Source organism: Streptomyces rubrogriseus, from assembly GCF_027947575.1.
GTDB lineage: Bacteria > Actinomycetota > Actinomycetes > Streptomycetales > Streptomycetaceae > Streptomyces > Streptomyces rubrogriseus.
This window is the reverse complement of record NZ_CP116256.1, coordinates 1525898-1543483: the sequence shown is the minus strand read 5'-3', so window position 1 is coordinate 1543483 and position 17586 is coordinate 1525898. Positions and strand designations below refer to the sequence as shown.

Annotated in this window: 11 protein-coding genes; all 11 read left to right on the top strand. The window is 72.9% G+C overall.

What is annotated here, in order from left to right; genetic code table 11:
• Positions 1 to 41 precede the first annotated feature (41 nt).
• On the top strand, positions 42 to 1334 hold the full coding sequence (locus Sru02f_RS06640; protein WP_109031524.1) for a cytochrome P450: 1293 nt from the start codon (positions 42 to 44) through the stop codon (positions 1332 to 1334).
• 34 nt (positions 1335 to 1368) lie between these two features.
• On the top strand, positions 1369 to 2622 hold the full coding sequence (locus tag Sru02f_RS06635; protein ID WP_109031523.1) for a cytochrome P450: 1254 nt from the start codon (positions 1369 to 1371) through the stop codon (positions 2620 to 2622).
• Positions 2623 to 2718: 96 nt separating this feature from the next.
• Positions 2719 to 4065: a crotonyl-CoA carboxylase/reductase gene (gene ccrA / locus Sru02f_RS06630; RefSeq protein ID WP_109031522.1), complete on the top strand. Its 1347-nt coding sequence runs from the start codon at positions 2719 to 2721 to the stop codon at positions 4063 to 4065.
• Positions 4066 to 4097: 32 nt separating this feature from the next.
• On the top strand, positions 4098 to 5087 hold the full coding sequence (locus Sru02f_RS06625; RefSeq protein ID WP_109031521.1) for a 3-oxoacyl-ACP synthase III family protein: 990 nt from the start codon (positions 4098 to 4100) through the stop codon (positions 5085 to 5087).
• Positions 5084 to 6460, top strand: coding sequence for a crotonyl-CoA carboxylase/reductase (ccrA, locus tag Sru02f_RS06620; protein ID WP_109031520.1), 1377 nt, complete (start codon positions 5084 to 5086; stop codon positions 6458 to 6460). The genes Sru02f_RS06625 and ccrA (Sru02f_RS06620) overlap by 4 nt, the downstream gene beginning before the upstream one ends.
• A gap of 31 nt (positions 6461 to 6491) precedes the next feature.
• Positions 6492 to 7490, top strand: a complete 999-nt coding sequence (locus Sru02f_RS06615; RefSeq protein ID WP_109031519.1) for a 3-oxoacyl-ACP synthase III family protein — start codon at positions 6492 to 6494, stop codon at positions 7488 to 7490.
• Positions 7487 to 8392: a 3-hydroxybutyryl-CoA dehydrogenase gene (locus Sru02f_RS06610; RefSeq protein WP_109031518.1), complete on the top strand. Its 906-nt coding sequence runs from the start codon at positions 7487 to 7489 to the stop codon at positions 8390 to 8392. Before Sru02f_RS06615 ends, Sru02f_RS06610 begins: the two co-directional genes overlap by 4 nt.
• An 83-nt stretch (positions 8393 to 8475) precedes the next feature.
• Entirely contained in the window at positions 8476 to 13821 is a 5346-nt protein-coding gene (locus Sru02f_RS06605) for a type I polyketide synthase (RefSeq protein ID WP_373103408.1), read from the top strand.
• A complete protein-coding gene (locus Sru02f_RS06600) occupies positions 13818 to 14090 on the top strand; it encodes an acyltransferase domain-containing protein (protein WP_373103405.1) in 273 nt (90 codons plus the stop codon). Before Sru02f_RS06605 ends, Sru02f_RS06600 begins: the two co-directional genes overlap by 4 nt.
• Before the next feature lie 217 nt (positions 14091 to 14307).
• Positions 14308 to 14913, top strand: coding sequence for an acyltransferase domain-containing protein (locus Sru02f_RS06595; protein ID WP_373103707.1), 606 nt, complete (start codon positions 14308 to 14310; stop codon positions 14911 to 14913).
• Complete coding sequence (locus Sru02f_RS06590) at positions 14879 to 17569, top strand: type I polyketide synthase (protein WP_373103403.1); 2691 nt, start codon at positions 14879 to 14881, stop codon at positions 17567 to 17569. Before Sru02f_RS06595 ends, Sru02f_RS06590 begins: the two co-directional genes overlap by 35 nt.
• Positions 17570 to 17586: the final 17 nt, after the last annotated feature.

The following is a 17586-nucleotide window of genomic DNA, read 5'->3' as shown; positions in this document are numbered from 1 at the left end:
ACCGAACCGCCGCCGCGGCGGCGAAGGGGGATCACCTCTCGATGACGGACAGCACTGTCCAGGACCTTCCACCCGTCCTCCAGGGTTTCGACCTGACGGACCATCATCAGTTCGCCGCAGCCCCGGAGGGATTTCCCTACCAGGTCTTCGCCCGGCTCCGCGACGAGGCACCCGTGCTGCGCCACCCGGCCGGCCAGTCCACCGACGGCGAGCCGTTCTGGGTGCTCAGCCGCCATGCCGACATCGCGCAGGCGGCCAACCGGCCCGACGTATTCTCCGCGCAGGGCGGGGGCGGACGCCCCGCCGGCGGCTCCCACCTGGACGACATGCCCTTCGGCGTGCTCGCCGGGGTGATCATGCCGATGCTCGACAATCCGCGCCACCGCCTGATCAAGCACCTGCTCACCCCGTCGGCGACGGGGTCGGCGCTCGCCGCGCTGGAGAAGGACATGCGGGCGTTCGCGGAGTCGCTGGTGGCCGACTCGACCGGCCGCGGCGCGATCGACCTGGCGACGGACGTGTGCGAGCCGTACGCCTTCGGCAACCTGGCGGTCCTGCTGGGCGTTCCGCCCGAGGACCGGGCGCGGATCGCCTCCTGGGCGCACGACTGCACCGGTTTCATCGAGCGGCGTTCCGGCCTGCCCAGCGAACGGTCCCGGGAGACCATGCTGGCCACCCAGCAGTACGCCGGGGAACTGCTGCGGCTCAAGCAGCGCCACCCGGCCGCCGACCTCGGTTCGGCGATGGCCAACGGCGTCTTCCCCGCGGACTGCGGCGAACCGGCACTGACCGATCACGAACGCGAGGCCAACCTCCTGCTCCTGCTCCTCACGGGCGCCGAGCAGCCCCGCAACACCATCGCCGGCGGACTGCTGGGGCTCGCCCGGCACCCCGAGCAGTGGCAGGCCCTGCGTGCCGACCGTTCACTGCTGGACGGCGCCGTGGAGGAGATGCTGCGGTGGGCCCCGCCCAACCCCTACAACCGGCGCACCGCCACGCGCGACGTCCAGGTCGGTGACACCCTCATCCGGGCCGGGGAGAAGGTCACCCTGTGGTGGCCGTCCGCCAACCGTGACGAGCGGGCGTTCCCGCACGCGGACCGCTTCGACATCCGCCGGACCCTCAACCCGCACATGACCTTCGGCCATGGCAACCACTACTGCCTCGGCAGCGAGGTCGCCAGGCTCCAGGTCCGGTTGCTGCTGGAGACCCTGCTCGACCGGGTCGCCGAGATCCGCGTCCTCGGCGACTGCGTGTACCAGCCCAGCAACAAGCACACGATCGTCGTGGACCTGCCGGTCGAGCTGGTGCCTGCCCAGGCCCCCGTGCACTGATCCACCCCCCGCGTCAGGTCACCACTGGAGAGACATGACTGAGACACCCGCTTTTGACCCCGCCTTCGTCAGCCAACTGCTGCCCTTCAACCCGTTCGACCCCGGCTTCCACGCCGACCCCTACCCCGTCTTCCGGGGGCTGCGTGAGGAGTTCGGCAGTGCGGTACGCACCCCGGCCGGAGTCATCACCCTGCTCGACCACAAGCACGTCACCTCGGTGCTGTCCGACCCGGGCTTCGGCTGGGGCGACAGCGAGGCCGTGCGCAGTCAGGAACTGTCCATCGACGGCGGGCCGCCCACCCGGTTCCTGGCCATGCAGGACCCGCCGGACCACACCCGGCTGCGCGGCCTGGTGTCCAAGGTCTTCACCCCGCGCATGGTCGCCCGTCTCAAGACCCGGATCGAGCAGATCACCGACCGACTGCTGGCGGAGGCCAGGACCGCGGCCGAGGCGAACGACGGGGTGGTGGACCTGGTCGCCACGGTGTTCCGCCCGCTGGGCGGTCTGGTGCTCACCGAGATGATGGGCATACCGGAGGAGTACCACGCCCAGGCCTTCGACTACTCGGCGGACAGCGCCCGCGGGCTCGACCCGGAGATGCTGCTCACCCCGGAGCAGGCGAAGAAGCGCGACGAGGGCCGGCTGTGGTTCGCCCACCTGACCGCGGAACTGGCCCGCCAACGCCGGGCCGCACCCGGGGACGACCTGATCAGCGACCTCGTCGCGGTCAAGCAGGACGGCGACGCGCTGTCCGACGACGAGCTGGCGGTGATCTGTGTCAATCTGCTGGCGGCCGGCTTCGGCGCCACCGCCGCGCAGATGGCCAACTCGACTCTGGCGCTGCTGCAGCATCCCGACCAGCTCGCCTGGCTCCGCAAGCACCCCGAGCAGATCGCCGGGGCCACCGAGGAACTGCTGCGCTTCGACGGCCCGTTGTTCCTGCTCACCCGCGCCGCGCTGCGGGACACCGAGGTCGCGGGCCTTCAGGTGGCGGCCGGCGAGCAGGTCTTCCTGTCCATGGGCTCGGCCAGCCACGACCCCGCGGTCTACCAGGACCCCGACCACCTGGACCTGTCCCGCGTCCCGGTGAAGATCCTCGGCTACGGGCACGGCATCCACTTCTGCGTGGCGGCGCCGGTGGCCCGGCTGGCGACCCAGGTGGCCCTCGCCGCACTCGCCCGCCACGAGATCGAACTCGCCACGGACACCCCCGTGTTCAACGGCGCCCTGGTCATCAGGACGCTCGCGGAGCTGCCCGTGCGCCTGGGCGGTCGCCTCGACGCCTGATCCCGGGCACCCACTCCGGCCCCGGACGCGCCCGCGCCCGCGTCCGCGGCCGGGACCGGGGCCTTGCCGACCGCCTCCCACGCTTAAGGACACATCATGGATTCTCTGGCCCAGGCCGTGCTCGCGGGTGCGGACGCCGACGTGCTGGAACGCGAGCCGGTGCCGGACCGCTACACGGCCGCGCACCTGCGGGTCGAGGACGTCGGCGTGTTCGACGGCGTCGAGGACAAGGACGTCCGGCGCACCCTGCGTGTCGGCGACGTGCCGATGCCCGAACTCGCCCCGGACGAGGTCCTGGTGGCCGTGATGGCCAGCTCCGTCAACTACAACGCCGTGTGGTCGGCGACGTTCGAGCCGCTGCCCACCTTCGACTTCCTGCGCCGTTACGGCCGACAGGGGGGCTGGGCCGCCCGGCACGACCAGCCGTACCACGTCCTGGGCTCCGACGCCGCCGGAGTCATCGTCCGCACCGGCAGCGGAGTACGGCGCTGGCGCGTCGGCGACCACGTGGTGCTCAGCGCCGTCGAGGTCGACGACCAGGAGCCCGCCACGCACTCCGACGGGATGCTCGGCGCCGATCAGCGCGCCTGGGGCTACGAGACCAACTTCGGCGGCCTGGCCCACTACGCGGTCGCCCGGGCCAGTCAGCTCCTGCCCAAGGCGGCCCACCTGACCTGGGAGGAGGCCGCGTCCACCACCCAGTGTGCGGGCACCTCGTACCGGATGCTGGTGGGTGAGCACGGGGCCCGGATGAAGCAGGGCGACATCGTGCTGATCTGGGGTGCCACCGGCGGCCTCGGCGGCTTCGCCGTGCAACTGGTCAAGAACGGCGGCGGCATCCCCGTCGGCGTGGTCAGCTCCGAGGCCAAGGCCGACCTGCTGCGCCGGCTCGGCTGCGACGTCGTCATCAACCGCTCCGAGATCGGGGTGGGCGGCAACTCCGACCCCTCGCCCGCGGAGTCCATCGAGATGGGCAAGCGGCTGGGCCGGATCATCCGCCGCGAGGTCGGCGAGGACCCGCACATCGCCTTCGACAACAACGGCAGGGCCACCTTCGCGACCTCGGTGTTCCTGGTCCGGCGCGGCGGAACCGTGGTCACCTGCGGCTCCAGCACCGGCTACCGGCACCACTACGACAACCGCTACCTCTGGATGAACCTCAAGCGGATCATCGGCTGCCACGCCGCGAACCTCCAGGAGCACTCGGAGTGCAACCGGCTGGTCCAGACGGGCCGGCTGATGCCGGCGCTGTCCGAGGTGCATCCGCTGGACCGGATCGGCGAGGCGTCCCGGCGCGTCCAGCAGAACCTCCACACGGGAAAGATCGGCGTCCTGTGCCTCGCACCCGAACCCGGACTCGGCGTCACCGACCCGGCCACGCGCGCCCGCATCGGTGAGGAACGCCTCTCCCCGCTGCGCCCGCCTGCCCTCGCCGCACGCTGAGCCCGCCCCCAATCCGACGAAAGGTACCAATCGTGACCAACGCCGTCGGCATCCTCTCGACGGGCTCCTACCTGCCCAAGGACGAGATCGGCAACGAGGAGGTGGCCCAGCGGGTCGGCACCACCGCCGAGTGGATCGAGCGCAAGACGAAGATCCGCACCCGCCGTTACGCGGCCCCCCACGAGGCCGCCTCCGACCTCGCCGCCCGTGCCGCGCAGAACGCCCTGGAACAGGCCGGTGTCGGTGCCGAGAGCATCGACTACATCATCGTCTCCACCTCGACCGGCGACTCACCCTCACCCCCCACCGCCACCCTGGTCCAGCACCTGATCGGCGCGCACAAGGCGGCGTGCCTGGACCTGAACGTGGTGTGCAGCGGGTTCGTCTACGGCCTGGCCCTCGCCGCCGACCTGATCAACCTGCACCCCGGGAGCCGGGTCCTGGTGCTGGCGGCCGAGGTCTACTCCCGCATCCTCGACTTCGACGACCACCGCACCGCCGTGCTCTTCGCGGACGGTGCGGGGGCGGCCCTGGTCGGGCCGGTCGAGGAACCGTACGGGTTCGTCGGCGTGGACCTGCGCAGCCAGGGCGAGGACCACAAGATGATCCGCGTGGAGGCCGGCGGCAGCCGGCTGCCCGCCTCGCACCAGACCGTCGACGCGGGCGAGCACTACTTCCGCATGGACGGCCGCAGCGTCCGCGACTTCGTCATGCGCGACGTGCCGCCCTCCCTGGAGAGGCTGGCGGACCGGACCGGAGTACCGCTGGAGGCCATCGACCACTTCGTCCCGCACCAGGGCAACGGCGTACTGCTGGAAGGACTCCTGTCGGTGAGCGGTCTGACCAACGCCCGGACCCACCGCACGGTGGAGAAGTACGGCAACGTCGGCAGCGCGTCGGTTCCGATCACGCTCGACGACGCCCACCGGGCGGGCCGGTTCAAACCCGGCGAACTCGTCCTGATCAGCGCGTTCGGCGGCGGTCTGTCGCTGGGCTCCTGCCTGGTGAGGTGGGCGGCATGACCGACTCCCTCGCCCAGGCCGTGCTCGCGGGCGCGGACGCCGACGTACTGGAACGCGAGCCGGTGCCGGACCGCTACACGGCCGCGCACCTGCGGGTCGAGGACGTCGGCGTGTTCGACGGCGTCGAGGACAAGGACGTCCGGCGCACCCTGCACGTAGGCGACGTGCCGATGCCCGAACTCGCCCCGGACGAGGTCCTGGTGGCCGTGATGGCCAGCTCCGTCAACTACAACACCGTGTGGTCGGCGACGTTCGAACCGCTGCCCACCTTCGACTTCCTGCGCCGCTACGCCCGCCAGGGAGGCTGGGCCGCCCGGCACGACCAGCCGTACCACGTCATGGGCTCCGACGCCGCCGGAGTCATCGTCCGCACCGGCAACGGCGTACGGCGCTGGCGCACCGGCGACCACGTGGTCGTCTCCTGCACCCACGTGGACGACCAGGAGCCCGCCACGCACTCCGACGGGATGCTCGGCGCGGACCAGCGGATCTGGGGCTTCGAGACCAACTTCGGCGGCCTCGCCCACTACACCGTGGTCCGGGCCAGCCAGCTCCTTCCCAAGGCGGCCCACCTGACCTGGGAGGAGGCCGCGTCGGTGCCCCTGTGCGCGGCCACCTCGTACCGGATGCTGGTCAGTGAGCACGGGGCGCGGATCAAGCAGGGCGACGTCGTGCTGATCTGGGGCGCCACCGGCGGCCTCGGCGCCTTCGCCGTCCAACTGGTCAAGAACGGCGGCGGCATCCCCGTCGGCGTGGTCAGCTCCGAGGCCAAGGCCGACCTGCTGCGCCGGCTCGGCTGCGACGTCGTCATCAACCGCTCCGAGCTGGGCATGGGTGACGGCGGCGACACCGACGGGGACCCCGGCCGCCGGGCCATCGAGGACGGCAAGCGGCTGGGCCGGATCATCCGCCGCGAGGTCGGCGAGGACCCGCACATCGCCTTCGACTTCATCGGCCGGGCCACCTTCGCGACCTCGGTGTTCCTGGTCCGGCGCGGCGGAACCGTGGTCACCTGCGGCTCCAGCACCGGCTACCAGCACCACTACGACAACCGCTACCTCTGGATGAACCTCAAGCGGATCATCGGCAGTCACTCCGCCAACTTCCAGGAGCAGTGGGAGTGCAACCGGCTGGTCCAGATGGGCCGGCTGATGCCGGCGCTGTCCGAGGTGCATCCGCTGGACCGGATCGGCGAGGCGTCCCGGCGCGTCCAGCAGAACCTCCACACGGGCAAGGTCGGCGTCCTGTGCCTCGCACCCGAACCCGGACTCGGCGTCACCGACCCGGCCACGCGCGCCCGCATCGGTGAGGAACGCCTCTCCCCGCTGCGCACGCAGGCCGGAGCCACCCCCGTCCCCGCACTGGCTCGCTGAGCCCACGACCCGTCGGAAGGCGGTTACGAAGGTGAACGGACAACCCGTTGGCATCCTGGCGACAGGTTCGTACGTACCGAAGGAGGAAGTCGGCAACGAGGAAGTGGCCCAGCGGGTCGGGGCCACCGCCGAGTGGATCGAGCGCAAGACGCACATCCGCGGCCGCCACTGGGCCGCGCCGGACGAGGCCGCGTCCGACCTGGGAGCGCGTGCGGCCGAGGACGCGCTGGCCCGCGCCGGACTCGACGCCAGACGCGTCGACTTCATCATCGTCTCCACCGGCACCGGCGACTCACCGCAGCCGCCCACCGCGTGCCTCGTGCAGAACGCCCTCGGGGCGTCCGAGGCGGCCTGCTTCGACATCAGCGTGGCGTGCAGCGGGTTCGTCTACGGCCTGGAACTGGCCCGCGCGTTGCTCCAGCGCCGGCCTCAGGCATTGGCTCTGGTGATCTCCACCGAGGTCTACTCCCGCTTCGCCAACTTCGCCGACCGGCGCACCGCGGTGCTGCTCGGCGACGGCGCGGCGGCGGCCGTGGTCGGCGCGGTACCCGAGGGGTACGGCATCGTCGCCTCGGATCTGTCGAGTCGCGGCGACGCCCACGAACTGCTGCGCATCGAGGCCGGCGGCAGCCGCCTGCCGGCCTCGCACGCGACCGTCGACGCCGGTGCGCACTACGTCAGCATGGACGGGCGGGGCGTACGCGACTTCGTCCTGGAGAACGTCCCGCCCGTGCTGACCCGCCTGGTCGGCGCCGCCGGACTGGACGGCGAGCGGATCGACCACTTCGTGCCGCACCAGCCCAACGGGGTACTGGTGGATCAGCTCGCCGACGCGACGGGGCTGCGCATCGCCCGCACCCACCGGACGGTGGAGAAGTACGCCAACGTGGGCAGTGCCTCGGTCCCGTTGACCCTGGACGACGCGAACCGGGCGGGTCTGATCGGGCAGGGCGACCTCGTGCTGCTGGCCGGCTTCGGCGGCGGCATGGCCGTGGGGGCGTGCGTGATGCGCTGGGCGGTGGCGGCATGACCGACACCGTCTCCGGGCCCCTCCCCCCGACGAGCCTCGAGGAACCCGTCGAACGCATCGGTGTGATCGGCTGCGGGCTGATGGGCTCCGGCATCGCCGAGGTGTCCGCCCTGGCCGGCTGCCAGGTGACCGTGGTGGCCTCGCGGCCCGCCTCGGCCGAGCGGGGCCGCGACCGGATCACCGCCTCGCTCGACCGCGGTGTGCGCAAGGGCCGGCTCTCGCGGGAGCAGCGCGACGCCGCGTTGCGGCGGCTGGCCTTCACCACCGACCTGGACGACCTGCGGGACCGCCAGCTCGTGGTGGAGAGCATCCGGGAACACGAGCAGGAGAAGCTGGAGTTGTTCGCCGCACTCGACCGGGTCGTGAAGGACCCGGCGGCGATCCTGGCCACCAACACCTCCTCCCTGCCCATCTCCCGCATCGGCCGGGCCACCACGCGCCCCGGCCAGGTGATCGGCACGCACTTCTTCAGTCCGGTCCCGGCCATGCCCCTGGTCGAGCTGATCTCCTCGCTCGACACCGAGGAGACCGTGCACGAGCAGGCCCGGAGGTTCGCCGAGGACGTGCTGGGCAAGCAGGTGATCCGGTCCGGGGACCGCAGCGGCTTCGTGATCAACGCCCTGCTGATCCCGTACCTGCTGTCGGCCGTACGGATGGTCGAGTCGGGCTTCGCGACCCCGGAGGTGATCGACCGGGGCATGGTCCTCGGCTGCTCGCACCCGCTCGGTCCCCTCAAGCTCGCCGACCTGGTGGGCCTGGACACGGTCGTGGACGTCGCCACCGCGCTGTACCAGGAGTTCAAGGAGCCCCTGTACGCGCCGCCCCCGCTGCTGATGCGCATGGTCGAGACCGGTCGGCACGGCAGGAAGTCCGGACAGGGCTTCTACGCCTACGACACCTGATCCGGGCCCGGACCACACCCCAGCCACCACCGACGCCGCGGCGGCACCCGAACCCGGCCGGCGAACAGGAGGAGCGCACCACCATGTCGAACCAATCCGGAGCCGCACGGTCCATACCGCTGGACATACCGGACCGGGCCGTCGCCGTCGTCGGCCTCTCCTGCCGCTTCCCCGGGGCGGCCGGCCCCGCGGAGTTCTGGAAACTGCTGACCGAGGGCCGGGAGGCCGTCGGGGAGCCACCGGCCGACCGACCGTGGCTGTCCGCGGCCGGCGCCCCGACCGCGGGGCAGCCGCTGCGCGGCGGGTTCCTGGACCGGATCGACGGTTTCGACGCCGAGTTCTTCGGCATCCCCGCACGCGAGGCGGCCGCGATGGATCCGCAGCAGCGCCTGCTGCTGGAACTGGGCTGGGAGGCGCTGGAGCACGCGGGCATCGTGCCGGAACGGCTGTCCGGCACCCCGGCGGGGGTCTTCGTCGGAGCGATCTGGGACGACTACGCGCGGCTCTCGGACACCCTGGGACCCGCGGCCGTCACGCACCACAGCATCACCGGCACCAGCCGGGCGCTGATCGCCAACCGGCTCTCCTACGCGCTGGGGCTGCGCGGGCCAAGCATGGTGCTGGACAGCGCCCAGTCGTCCTCCCTGGTCGCCGTGCAGCTGGCCTGCGAGAGCCTGCTGAGCGGCGCGTCGTCGGTGGCGCTCGCGGGTGGCGTCAGCCTGGCCCTGGGGCCGGGGGGCTTCACTCTCGGCGAGCGGTTCGGCGCGCTCTCCCCGCGGGGTCGCACCCACACCTTCGACGAGCGGGCCGACGGTTACGTCCGCGGTGAGGGCGGGGGCCTCGTCGTCCTCAAGACCCTGCGCCAGGCACTCGCCGACCGGGACACCGTGCACGCGGTCGTCCTGGGGGGCGCCGTCAACAACGACGGTGGCGGCGACACCCTGACCGCGCCGCACGGCGAGGCGCAGCGCGAGGTCCTGCGCGAGGCCTACCGCCGCAGCGGCGTCGCACCGGGCCGGGTCCGGTTCGTGGAACTGCACGGCACCGGCACACCGGTCGGCGACCCGGTCGAGGCGGACGCCCTCGGTGCGGTGCTCGGCCAGGGCCGCGACGCCGCGCACCCGCTGCTGGTCGGCTCCGTGAAGACCAACATCGGCCACCTGGAGGGGGCCGCCGGGGTGGCCGGTCTGATCAAGGCCGTGCTGTGTCTGCGCGAGCGGACGCTGGTGCCCAGCCTCAACTTCCGCACCCCCAACCCGCGCATCCCTCTGGACCGGCTCGGCCTGCGCGTCAACGTGGCGCCGACCGAACTGGAGGACGGTCCGGAGGACGCACCGTTGCTCGCCGGCGTCAGTTCCTTCGGCATGGGCGGCACCAACTGCCACCTGGTTCTGTCCGCCTGGCCGCGGGAACGGGGCACGGACGCGCCGGTGCCGGCGCGTCCCACGACCGCCCCCGAACGCGTTCCGGTGCCTCTGTCGGCCCGTGGCACGGACGCGTTGCGGGACCAGGCCCAGCGGCTGCTGGACCACCTCGGGGAACACCCGGAGCTGGAGCTGGGCGAACTCGGCCACGCCCTGGCCCGCACCAGGACGGCCTTCCCGCACCGGGCGGTGCTCCTCCCGCGCGACCGGGCCGGGCTGGAGACGGCTCTGCGGCAGGTGGCGAACGGCCGCCGGCCGGCCGCCGGTGCCGTCGGGCAGACGGCGGGCGGCCGCACCGCCTTTCTCTTCACCGGCCAGGGCAGTCAACGGCTCGGCATGGCGCGGGAACTGCACCGGCGCTTCCCGGTGTTCGCGCGGAGCTTCGACGCGGTGTGCGCCGAGTTGGAGAGCGCGGTCGAACGCCCGCTGCGCGACCTGCTGCTCGCCCCCGAGGACGGCGGGGACGGCGGGGACGGCGACCGGAGCGCTCTGCTGGACCAGACGGGTTGCACCCAGCCCGCGCTGTTCGCCTTCGAGACGGCTCTGTTCCGTCTGCTGGAGAGCTGGGGGGTGCGGCCGGACCTGCTCCTCGGCCACTCGGTCGGCGAGCTGGTCGCGGCCCATGTCGGCGGTGTGCTCTCCCTGTCGGACGCCTGCGCCCTGGTGGCCGCCCGCGGCCGCCTGATGCAGCGACTTCCCGGCGGCGGCGCGATGGCGGCGGTCCAGGCGAGCGAGGAGGAACTGCTCCCGGCCGTGGCGGTCCATGACGGCCGCGTCGTGGTGGCCGCGGTCAACTCCCCCGACTCGACCGTGATCTCCGGGGACGAGGAAGCCGTCACGGCCGTGTTGGCCCAGTGGCGCGAACGGGGCCGCAAGACCCGGCGTCTCAAGGTCAGCCACGCCTTCCACTCGCCGCTGATGGAGCCCGTGCTGGCGGAGTTCCGCGAGATCGCCGCCGGTCTGGACTACGGCACGCCCCGCATCCCCGTGGTGTCCAACCTGACCGGCACCGTGGCCGACCCGGCCGAGATCGCCACGGCCGACTACTGGGTGCGGCACGCCCGGGAGGCGGTGCGCTTCCTCGACGGCGTCCGTTGCCTGGAGGCGGAGGGGGTGACGGCCTTCGTCGAGGTCGGCCCGGACGCGGTGCTCACCGCCATGGGCCGGGACAGCGCCCGGCGGGAGGGCTCCGTCTTCACCGCCACGCAGCGGGCCGGCCGGGAGAGCGTGCCGACGCTGCTCACCGCGCTCGCCGAGTTGCACGCGCACGGCGTGGACTGGGACTGGGAGAGGGTACTCGACGAGGTCGCGGGCGCGGCGACCTCGCGTGCGCCGTTGCCCACGTACGCCTTCCAGCGTTCCTCGCACTGGCTGGCCGGTGCGGTCCCGCCCGCGGGGCCCGACTGGACCGTGCTCTCCGAGGACGCCCCCGAGCCCGCGGACGGGTTCGTGGGCACCGCCTGGGCCGTGGTGGGCCCGGACCCGTTCGGTCTGGGTCCGGCGCTGACCGGTGTCGGGTCGGGCGTCGAACTGCATTCGGGTCCGGACGCGCTGCGCGGCGTGGTCGAGAGCGGCGCCCGGCAGCCCTCGCACGTGCTGCTGCCCCTGGCACCGGACGGGGCCGACGCCGCCGGGACGGCCGAACTGGTGCGCTCCTGGCTGGAGGACGAAGGGTTCGGCTCCCGTCGGCTGACCGTGGTGACCCGGGGCGCGGTCGTCGCCGTTCCCTGGGACGAGGCTCCCGGCCCCGCACCGGCCGAGGTCTGGGAGGCGGTCCGCGCGTTGCTGCCTCGGCATCCGGGCCGGTTGTCCCTGCTCGACCTGGGGCCGGCCGGCGAGTCGCTGCGCCCCCTGACGAAGGCGCTGCGCTCCGAGGCGGGTGAACTCGCGCTGCGCTCGGGCCGGGTGCTGACCCGCCGCCGCGAACCGGACGCCGCCGCACCGTCCGCGGTCGGCGGGGCCCGCGGCGAGGCGGAGCGGGACGCGCGCCGCGCGGACCTCGCCGCGGAGCTGCCGGACCTGGTGCGGGCCGAGGTGGCGGGAGTCCTGGAGGAGGAACGGCCGGAGACCCTGGACCTCGGCCGTCCGTTCAAGGAGCTGGGCTTCGACTCCCTGGCGGGGGTCGAGTTGCGCAACCGGCTCGGGGCCGCCACCGGGATGAGTCTGCCGACGACTCTGGTGTACGACCACCCGACGCCGGAGGCGGTGATCAGGCGGCTGCGGGCCGACCTGCTCGGCGACGCGGAGGCCGACGGCACCGGGTCGGACGGCCCGCGGCCGGTGGCCGCCGACGCGGACGAGCCGATCGCCGTCGTGAGCATGGCCTGCCGCTTCCCCGGCGGCATCGGTTCGCCGGAGGAGCTGTGGCAGGTCCTCGCCGCGGGGGAGGAACGCATCGGGCCCTTCCCCACGGACCGCGGCTGGGACGTGGCCGGCCTGTACGACCCGGAGGGCGAGCAGCCGGGCAAGCACTACGTGCGCGAGGGCGGGTTCCTGCGGGACGTGGCGGGCTTCGACGCGGAGTTCTTCGGCATCTCCCCGCGCGAGGCCGCCGCGATGGACCCGCAGCAGCGGGTGCTGCTGGAGACCTCCTGGGAGGCCCTGGAGAACGCCGGCATCGTCCCGGCCGACCTCGCGGGCTCGGCGACGGGGGTGTTCGTCGGCGCGACCTTCCAGGACTACGGGCCCCGTCTCGACCAGGGCACGGCGACCACCGAGGGCTATCTGATGACCGGCAGCACGCCCAGCGTGGCGTCCGGGCGCATCTCCTACGCGCTGGGTCTGGAAGGGCCCGCGCTGACGGTGGACACCGCCTGCTCGGCGTCCCTGACGGCCGTGCACCTGGCCTGCCAGTCGCTGCGCCGCGGGGAGTCCTCGCTGGCCCTGGCCGGCGGGGTCACGGTGATGCCGACACCGGGGATCTTCATCGAACTCACCCGGCAGCGGGCCCTGTCCGCCGACGGCCGGTGCAAGGCCTTCTCGTCCCGGGCCGACGGCACGGGCTGGGCCGAGGGGGCCGGCATGCTGGTCCTGGAGCGTCTGAGCGACGCCCGCCGCAACGGACACCGCGTCCTGGCCGTCGTCCGCGGCACCGCCGTCAACCAGGACGGCGCCAGCAACGGACTCACCGCACCCAACGGACCCTCCCAGCAACGCGTCATCCGCCAGGCCCTCGCCAACGCCCGCCTCACCCCCGCCGACATCGACGCCGTCGAAGCCCACGGCACCGGCACCCGCCTCGGCGACCCCATCGAAGCCCAGGCCCTCCTGGCCACCTACGGCCAGAACCGACCCGACGGTCAACCCCTCTGGCTCGGCTCCGTCAAATCCAACCTCGGCCACACCCAGGCAGCCGCCGGCGTCGCCGGCCTCATCAAAATGGTGCAGGCCCTACGACACGAGCAACTCCCCAAGACCCTGCACGTCGACGAACCCACCCCGATGGTCGACTGGGACAGCGGCCACGTCCGCCTGCTCACCGAAACACACCCCTGGCTCGCACGCCCCGACCGCCCCCGCCGCGCCGGCATCTCCGCCTTCGGTATCAGCGGCACCAACGCCCACGCCATCATCGAAGAAGCACCCGAACACACCCCCGAAGCAGAAGAAGCCCACTCCCGGGCACCGGTGGAGTCGGCCGGGGTGTTGCGGGTGGCCGACCGGCCCACCACCCCCACACCCACCGAAACACCCACCCCCCTCCCCTTCCTCCTCTCCGCCAGAACCGAACCCGCCCTACACGCCCAAGCCCAACGCCTCCACCACCACCTCACCCAACACCCCCACACCCCCTCCCCGCCATCGCCCGCACCCTCGCAACCGAACGCACCCACCACCCCCACCGCGCCGCCATCATCGCCACCACCCACCACGAACTCCTCACCACCCTCACCGCCCTCACCAACGACCAACCCCACCCCAACCTCACCCAACACACCACCCACCAACCCCCCGGCCCCCTCGTCTTCGTCCTCCCCGGACAAGGCAGCCAATGGCCCGGCATGACCCTCGACCTCCTCGACCACTACCCCCCCTACGCCCACCACTTCCACACCATCACCCACACCCTCCAACCCCACCTCCCCTTCGACCTCGAACAAACCCTCCGCAACACCACCCACCAACCCGAACTCCTCCAACGCATCGACCTCCTCCAACCCCTCCTCTTCACCATCAACACCGCACTCGCCCAAACCTGGCACACCCACGGCCTCACCCCCCACGCCTACACCGGCCACTCCCAAGGCGAAATCACCGCCGCCCACCTCGCTTAGCGCCCTCACCCTCCAACAAGCAGCCCACATCATCACCACCCGCTCCCACCTCTTCCACACCCACCTCACCGGCCACGGCGCCATCGCCACCATCGAAGCCACCCCCCAACAACTCACCCCCCACCTCACCCACCACCCCAACCTCCACATCGCTTAAGCACCAACAGCCCCACCACCACCAACATCGCTCAGCCCCACCCACCAACTCCACACCCTCATCAACACCCTCCGCCAACAAGGAACCCGCGCCCACCTCATCCCCGCCACCGTCCCCAGCCACAGCCCCGCCCTCGAACCCCTCAAACACCACATCCTCAACGACCTCAACCACCTCACCCCCAACCCACCCACACCCCCTCTACTCCACCACCACCACCCACCCCACCCCCGGCACCAACCTCACCCCCACCACTGGTACAACAACGCCCGCCAACCCGTCGCCTTCCACCCCACCATCACCCAACTCCTCAACGACGGACACACCACCTACCTCGAACCCTCCCCCCACCCCGTCCTCACCCACCACATCGAAAACACCGCCCACCACCACAACACCCCCATCCACACCCTCACCACCCTCCGCCGCAACACCAACGGACCCCACCAACTCCTCACCAACCTCACCCACGCCTGGACCCACGGCCACCCCATCACCTTCACCCCCACCCTCCCCCCACCCCCACCACCCCCTCCCCACCTACCCCTTCCAACACCACCCCTACTGGATCAGCCCCCCGCGTCAGAGTGCCGAGCCCGACGGGCTGGGACTCGCCGGCGCCGATCATGCGTTGCTCGGCGCGAGCCTGCAGCTCGCCGGTGGTGACGGGCTGGTGGTGACCGGTCGGCTCGGTCAGGACACCGACGCGTGGCTGGCGGACCACGCCGCGCTCGGCACCACCCTGTTCCCGGGCACCGGCTTCGTCGAACTGGCGCTGCACGCGGGCCGCCAGGCCGGGAGCGACCTGCTGGAGGAGCTGGCGCTGGAGGCGCCGCTGGTGCTGCCCGCCGAGGGCGGCGTGCACATACAGGTCGCCGTGAAGGAGCCCGACCAGGACGGCAGGCGATCGGTCGGCGTGTACGCCCGCCCCGCCGACGCGCCGCCGGACACGGCGTGGACGCGCCATGCAGGCGGCACCCTGGCCGAGGCGGCCGACCCGGAGCCGGCGGCCGATGCGGCCGAGTGGCCGCCCCGGGGCGCCGAGGCCGTGCCCCTGGAGGGCTGGTACGAGGAACTGGCCCGCAGCGGATACGCGTACGGTCCTGCCTTCCAGGGCCTGCGCAAGGCGTGGCGCCTGGGCGAGGAGGTCTTCGCGGAACTGGCCCTGCCCGAGGGCCTGGGCGAGGACGCCGCCCGGTTCGGGCTCCACCCGGCCCTGCTGGACGCGGCGCTGCACGCAGTGGAGCTGGGTGTGCTGCCGCGCACCGGGCGGACGCAGCTCCCCTTCGTCTTCTCCGGCGTCCGGTTCCACGCCGGCGGAGCGGCCGCGGTCCGGGTCCGGATCTCGCGGGCCGGGGAGAACGCGGTGGCGCTGCACGTGACGGACACCGACGGCAACCCGGTGGCGACCGTCGCCTCCCTGTCCCGGCGGCCGGTGTCCGCGGACCGGCTCGCCGCCGCCGGGGGCGCCGAGCAGGACGCGCTGTTCCGGCTGGACTGGACGCCCGTCACCCGTCCCGCCGCGGTACCGGCGGAACGCTGGGCGGTGGTGGGCCCGCAGCTGCCCGAGCTGGCCAGGGCCGCCGGCCGGGCCGGGCACACGGTGTCCGCGCACCCGGACCTGGCCGCCGTGAGCAAGGCGGTGGCGGACGGGGGCGAACGGCCCGACCTGGTGTTCGTCCCCCTGATCGGCGAGCCGGACGAGCCGGTGGACGGCGCGGCGGTCCGGGCGGCCGCCCGCCGGATGCTGGAGGTCGCGCAGACCTGGCTCGCCGACGAGCGGCTGGCCGACGCCCGGCTGGTGGTGGTCACCCGGGGCGCCGTCGCGGCGGGCCGGGACACGGACGTCGCCGATCTCGCGCACGCGGGGCTGTGGGGGCTGGTCCGCTCGGCCCAGTCGGAGCATCCCGATCTGTTCGCGCTGCTCGACCTGGACCGCGAAGGGCCGCTGCCCGGCGGACTGGGCGGGGCACTGCTGACCCAGGAACCCCAACTGGCGGTCAGAGACGACGAGTTCCTGGCACCGCGGCTGGCCCGGGTCGGGGCGGGCGGCGCGCGGGACGGGTCGGTGTCCGTGCGATGGGATCCGGACGGCACCGTACTGATCACCGGTGGCACCGGCGCCCTGGGCGCACTGACGGCTCGTCACCTGGCCACCCGGCACGGCGTCCGCAGTTTCGTCCTGACCAGCCGTCGGGGAGCGGACGCACCCGGAGCAGCCTCGCTGCGGGCCGAGTTGGAGGCGCTCGGCGCGCGGGTCTCCGTGGAGGCCTGTGACGCGGCCGATCCCGAGGCGCTGGCCGAGCTGCTGGCCGGAGTCCCGGACGACCGTCCGCTCACCGGCGTCGTGCACACCGCCGGCGTGCTCGCCGACGGACTGCTGGAGAGCCTGGACGGGTCGCGCCTGGACGACGTACTGCGCCCCAAGGCCGACGCCGCGTGGAACCTCCACCGGCTGACCCGGGACCACGAGCTGTCCGCCTTCGTGCTGTTCTCCTCCGTGCAGGGTCTGGTCGGGGGGCCCGGCCAGGCCAATTACGCGGCCGCCAACGTGTTCCTCGACGCTCTGGCCCGGCATCGCAGGGCCCAGGGTCTGCCCGCGGTGTCGCTGGACTGGGGACTGTGGGCCGAGGGTGGCATGGAGGCCGCTCTGAGCGAGGAGGACCGGGCGCGGCTGGCCCGCAGTACCGGTATGACGGCGATCGCTCCCCGGCTGGGCGTGGAGCTGTTCGACGCGGCCCTCCAGGTGGACGAGCCCCAGCTGGTGGTGGCGCGGCTGGACGCCGCGGCACTGCGCGCCCGGGGTGCCGACGTACCGCCCGTGCTGCGCCGACTGGTGCGCGGCCGGGCCCTGCCGGCGGCGGCCTCGGGGACGACGGCGGCGGTCTCCGCCGCCCCGGCCACCCTGGCCGAGCGGCTGGCACCGCTGAGTCCGGCGGACCGGCTGAAGGAACTGCTGGCGCTGGTGCGGGCGGAGGCCGCGACGGTCCTCGACCACGCCTCGCCGCAGGCCGTCGACGTGCGTCGCGGGTTCAAGGACCTGGGCTTCACCTCACTCACCTCGGTGGAGCTGCGCAACCGCCTGAGCCGCCGCACCGGTCTCCGGCTCCCGGCCACCCTCGTCTTCGACCACCCGTCGCCGGAGGCGCTGGCGGAGCTGCTCGGCTCGCAGCTCTTCCCCGAGCAGAGCCCCGCGCCCGAGCCGGGCCCGGTTCCCGAGGAAGCGGACGCCGCCGGATCCGCGGAGGCCGACCTCGACCAGATCGACGACATGGACGTCGCGGAGCTGGTCCGCCTGGCCCGCGAGGGCCTCGACAACTAGAGAACCCGACAGCCAGA

Excerpts from the sequence above, each read along its gene's own strand:
- Sru02f_RS06640 (WP_109031524.1), top strand. The coding sequence starts at position 42 with ATGACGGACAGCACTGTCCAGGACCTTCCACCCGTCCTCCAGGGTTTC.
- Sru02f_RS06635 (WP_109031523.1), top strand. The coding sequence starts at position 1,369 with ATGACTGAGACACCCGCTTTTGACCCCGCCTTCGTCAGCCAACTGCTG.
- ccrA (WP_109031522.1), top strand. The coding sequence starts at position 2,719 with ATGGATTCTCTGGCCCAGGCCGTGCTCGCGGGTGCGGACGCCGACGTG.
- ccrA (WP_109031520.1), top strand. The coding sequence starts at position 5,084 with ATGACCGACTCCCTCGCCCAGGCCGTGCTCGCGGGCGCGGACGCCGAC.
- Sru02f_RS06610 (WP_109031518.1), top strand. The coding sequence starts at position 7,487 with ATGACCGACACCGTCTCCGGGCCCCTCCCCCCGACGAGCCTCGAGGAA.
- Sru02f_RS06605 (WP_373103408.1), top strand. The coding sequence starts at position 8,476 with ATGTCGAACCAATCCGGAGCCGCACGGTCCATACCGCTGGACATACCG.
- Sru02f_RS06600 (WP_373103405.1), top strand. The coding sequence starts at position 13,818 with ATGACCCTCGACCTCCTCGACCACTACCCCCCCTACGCCCACCACTTC.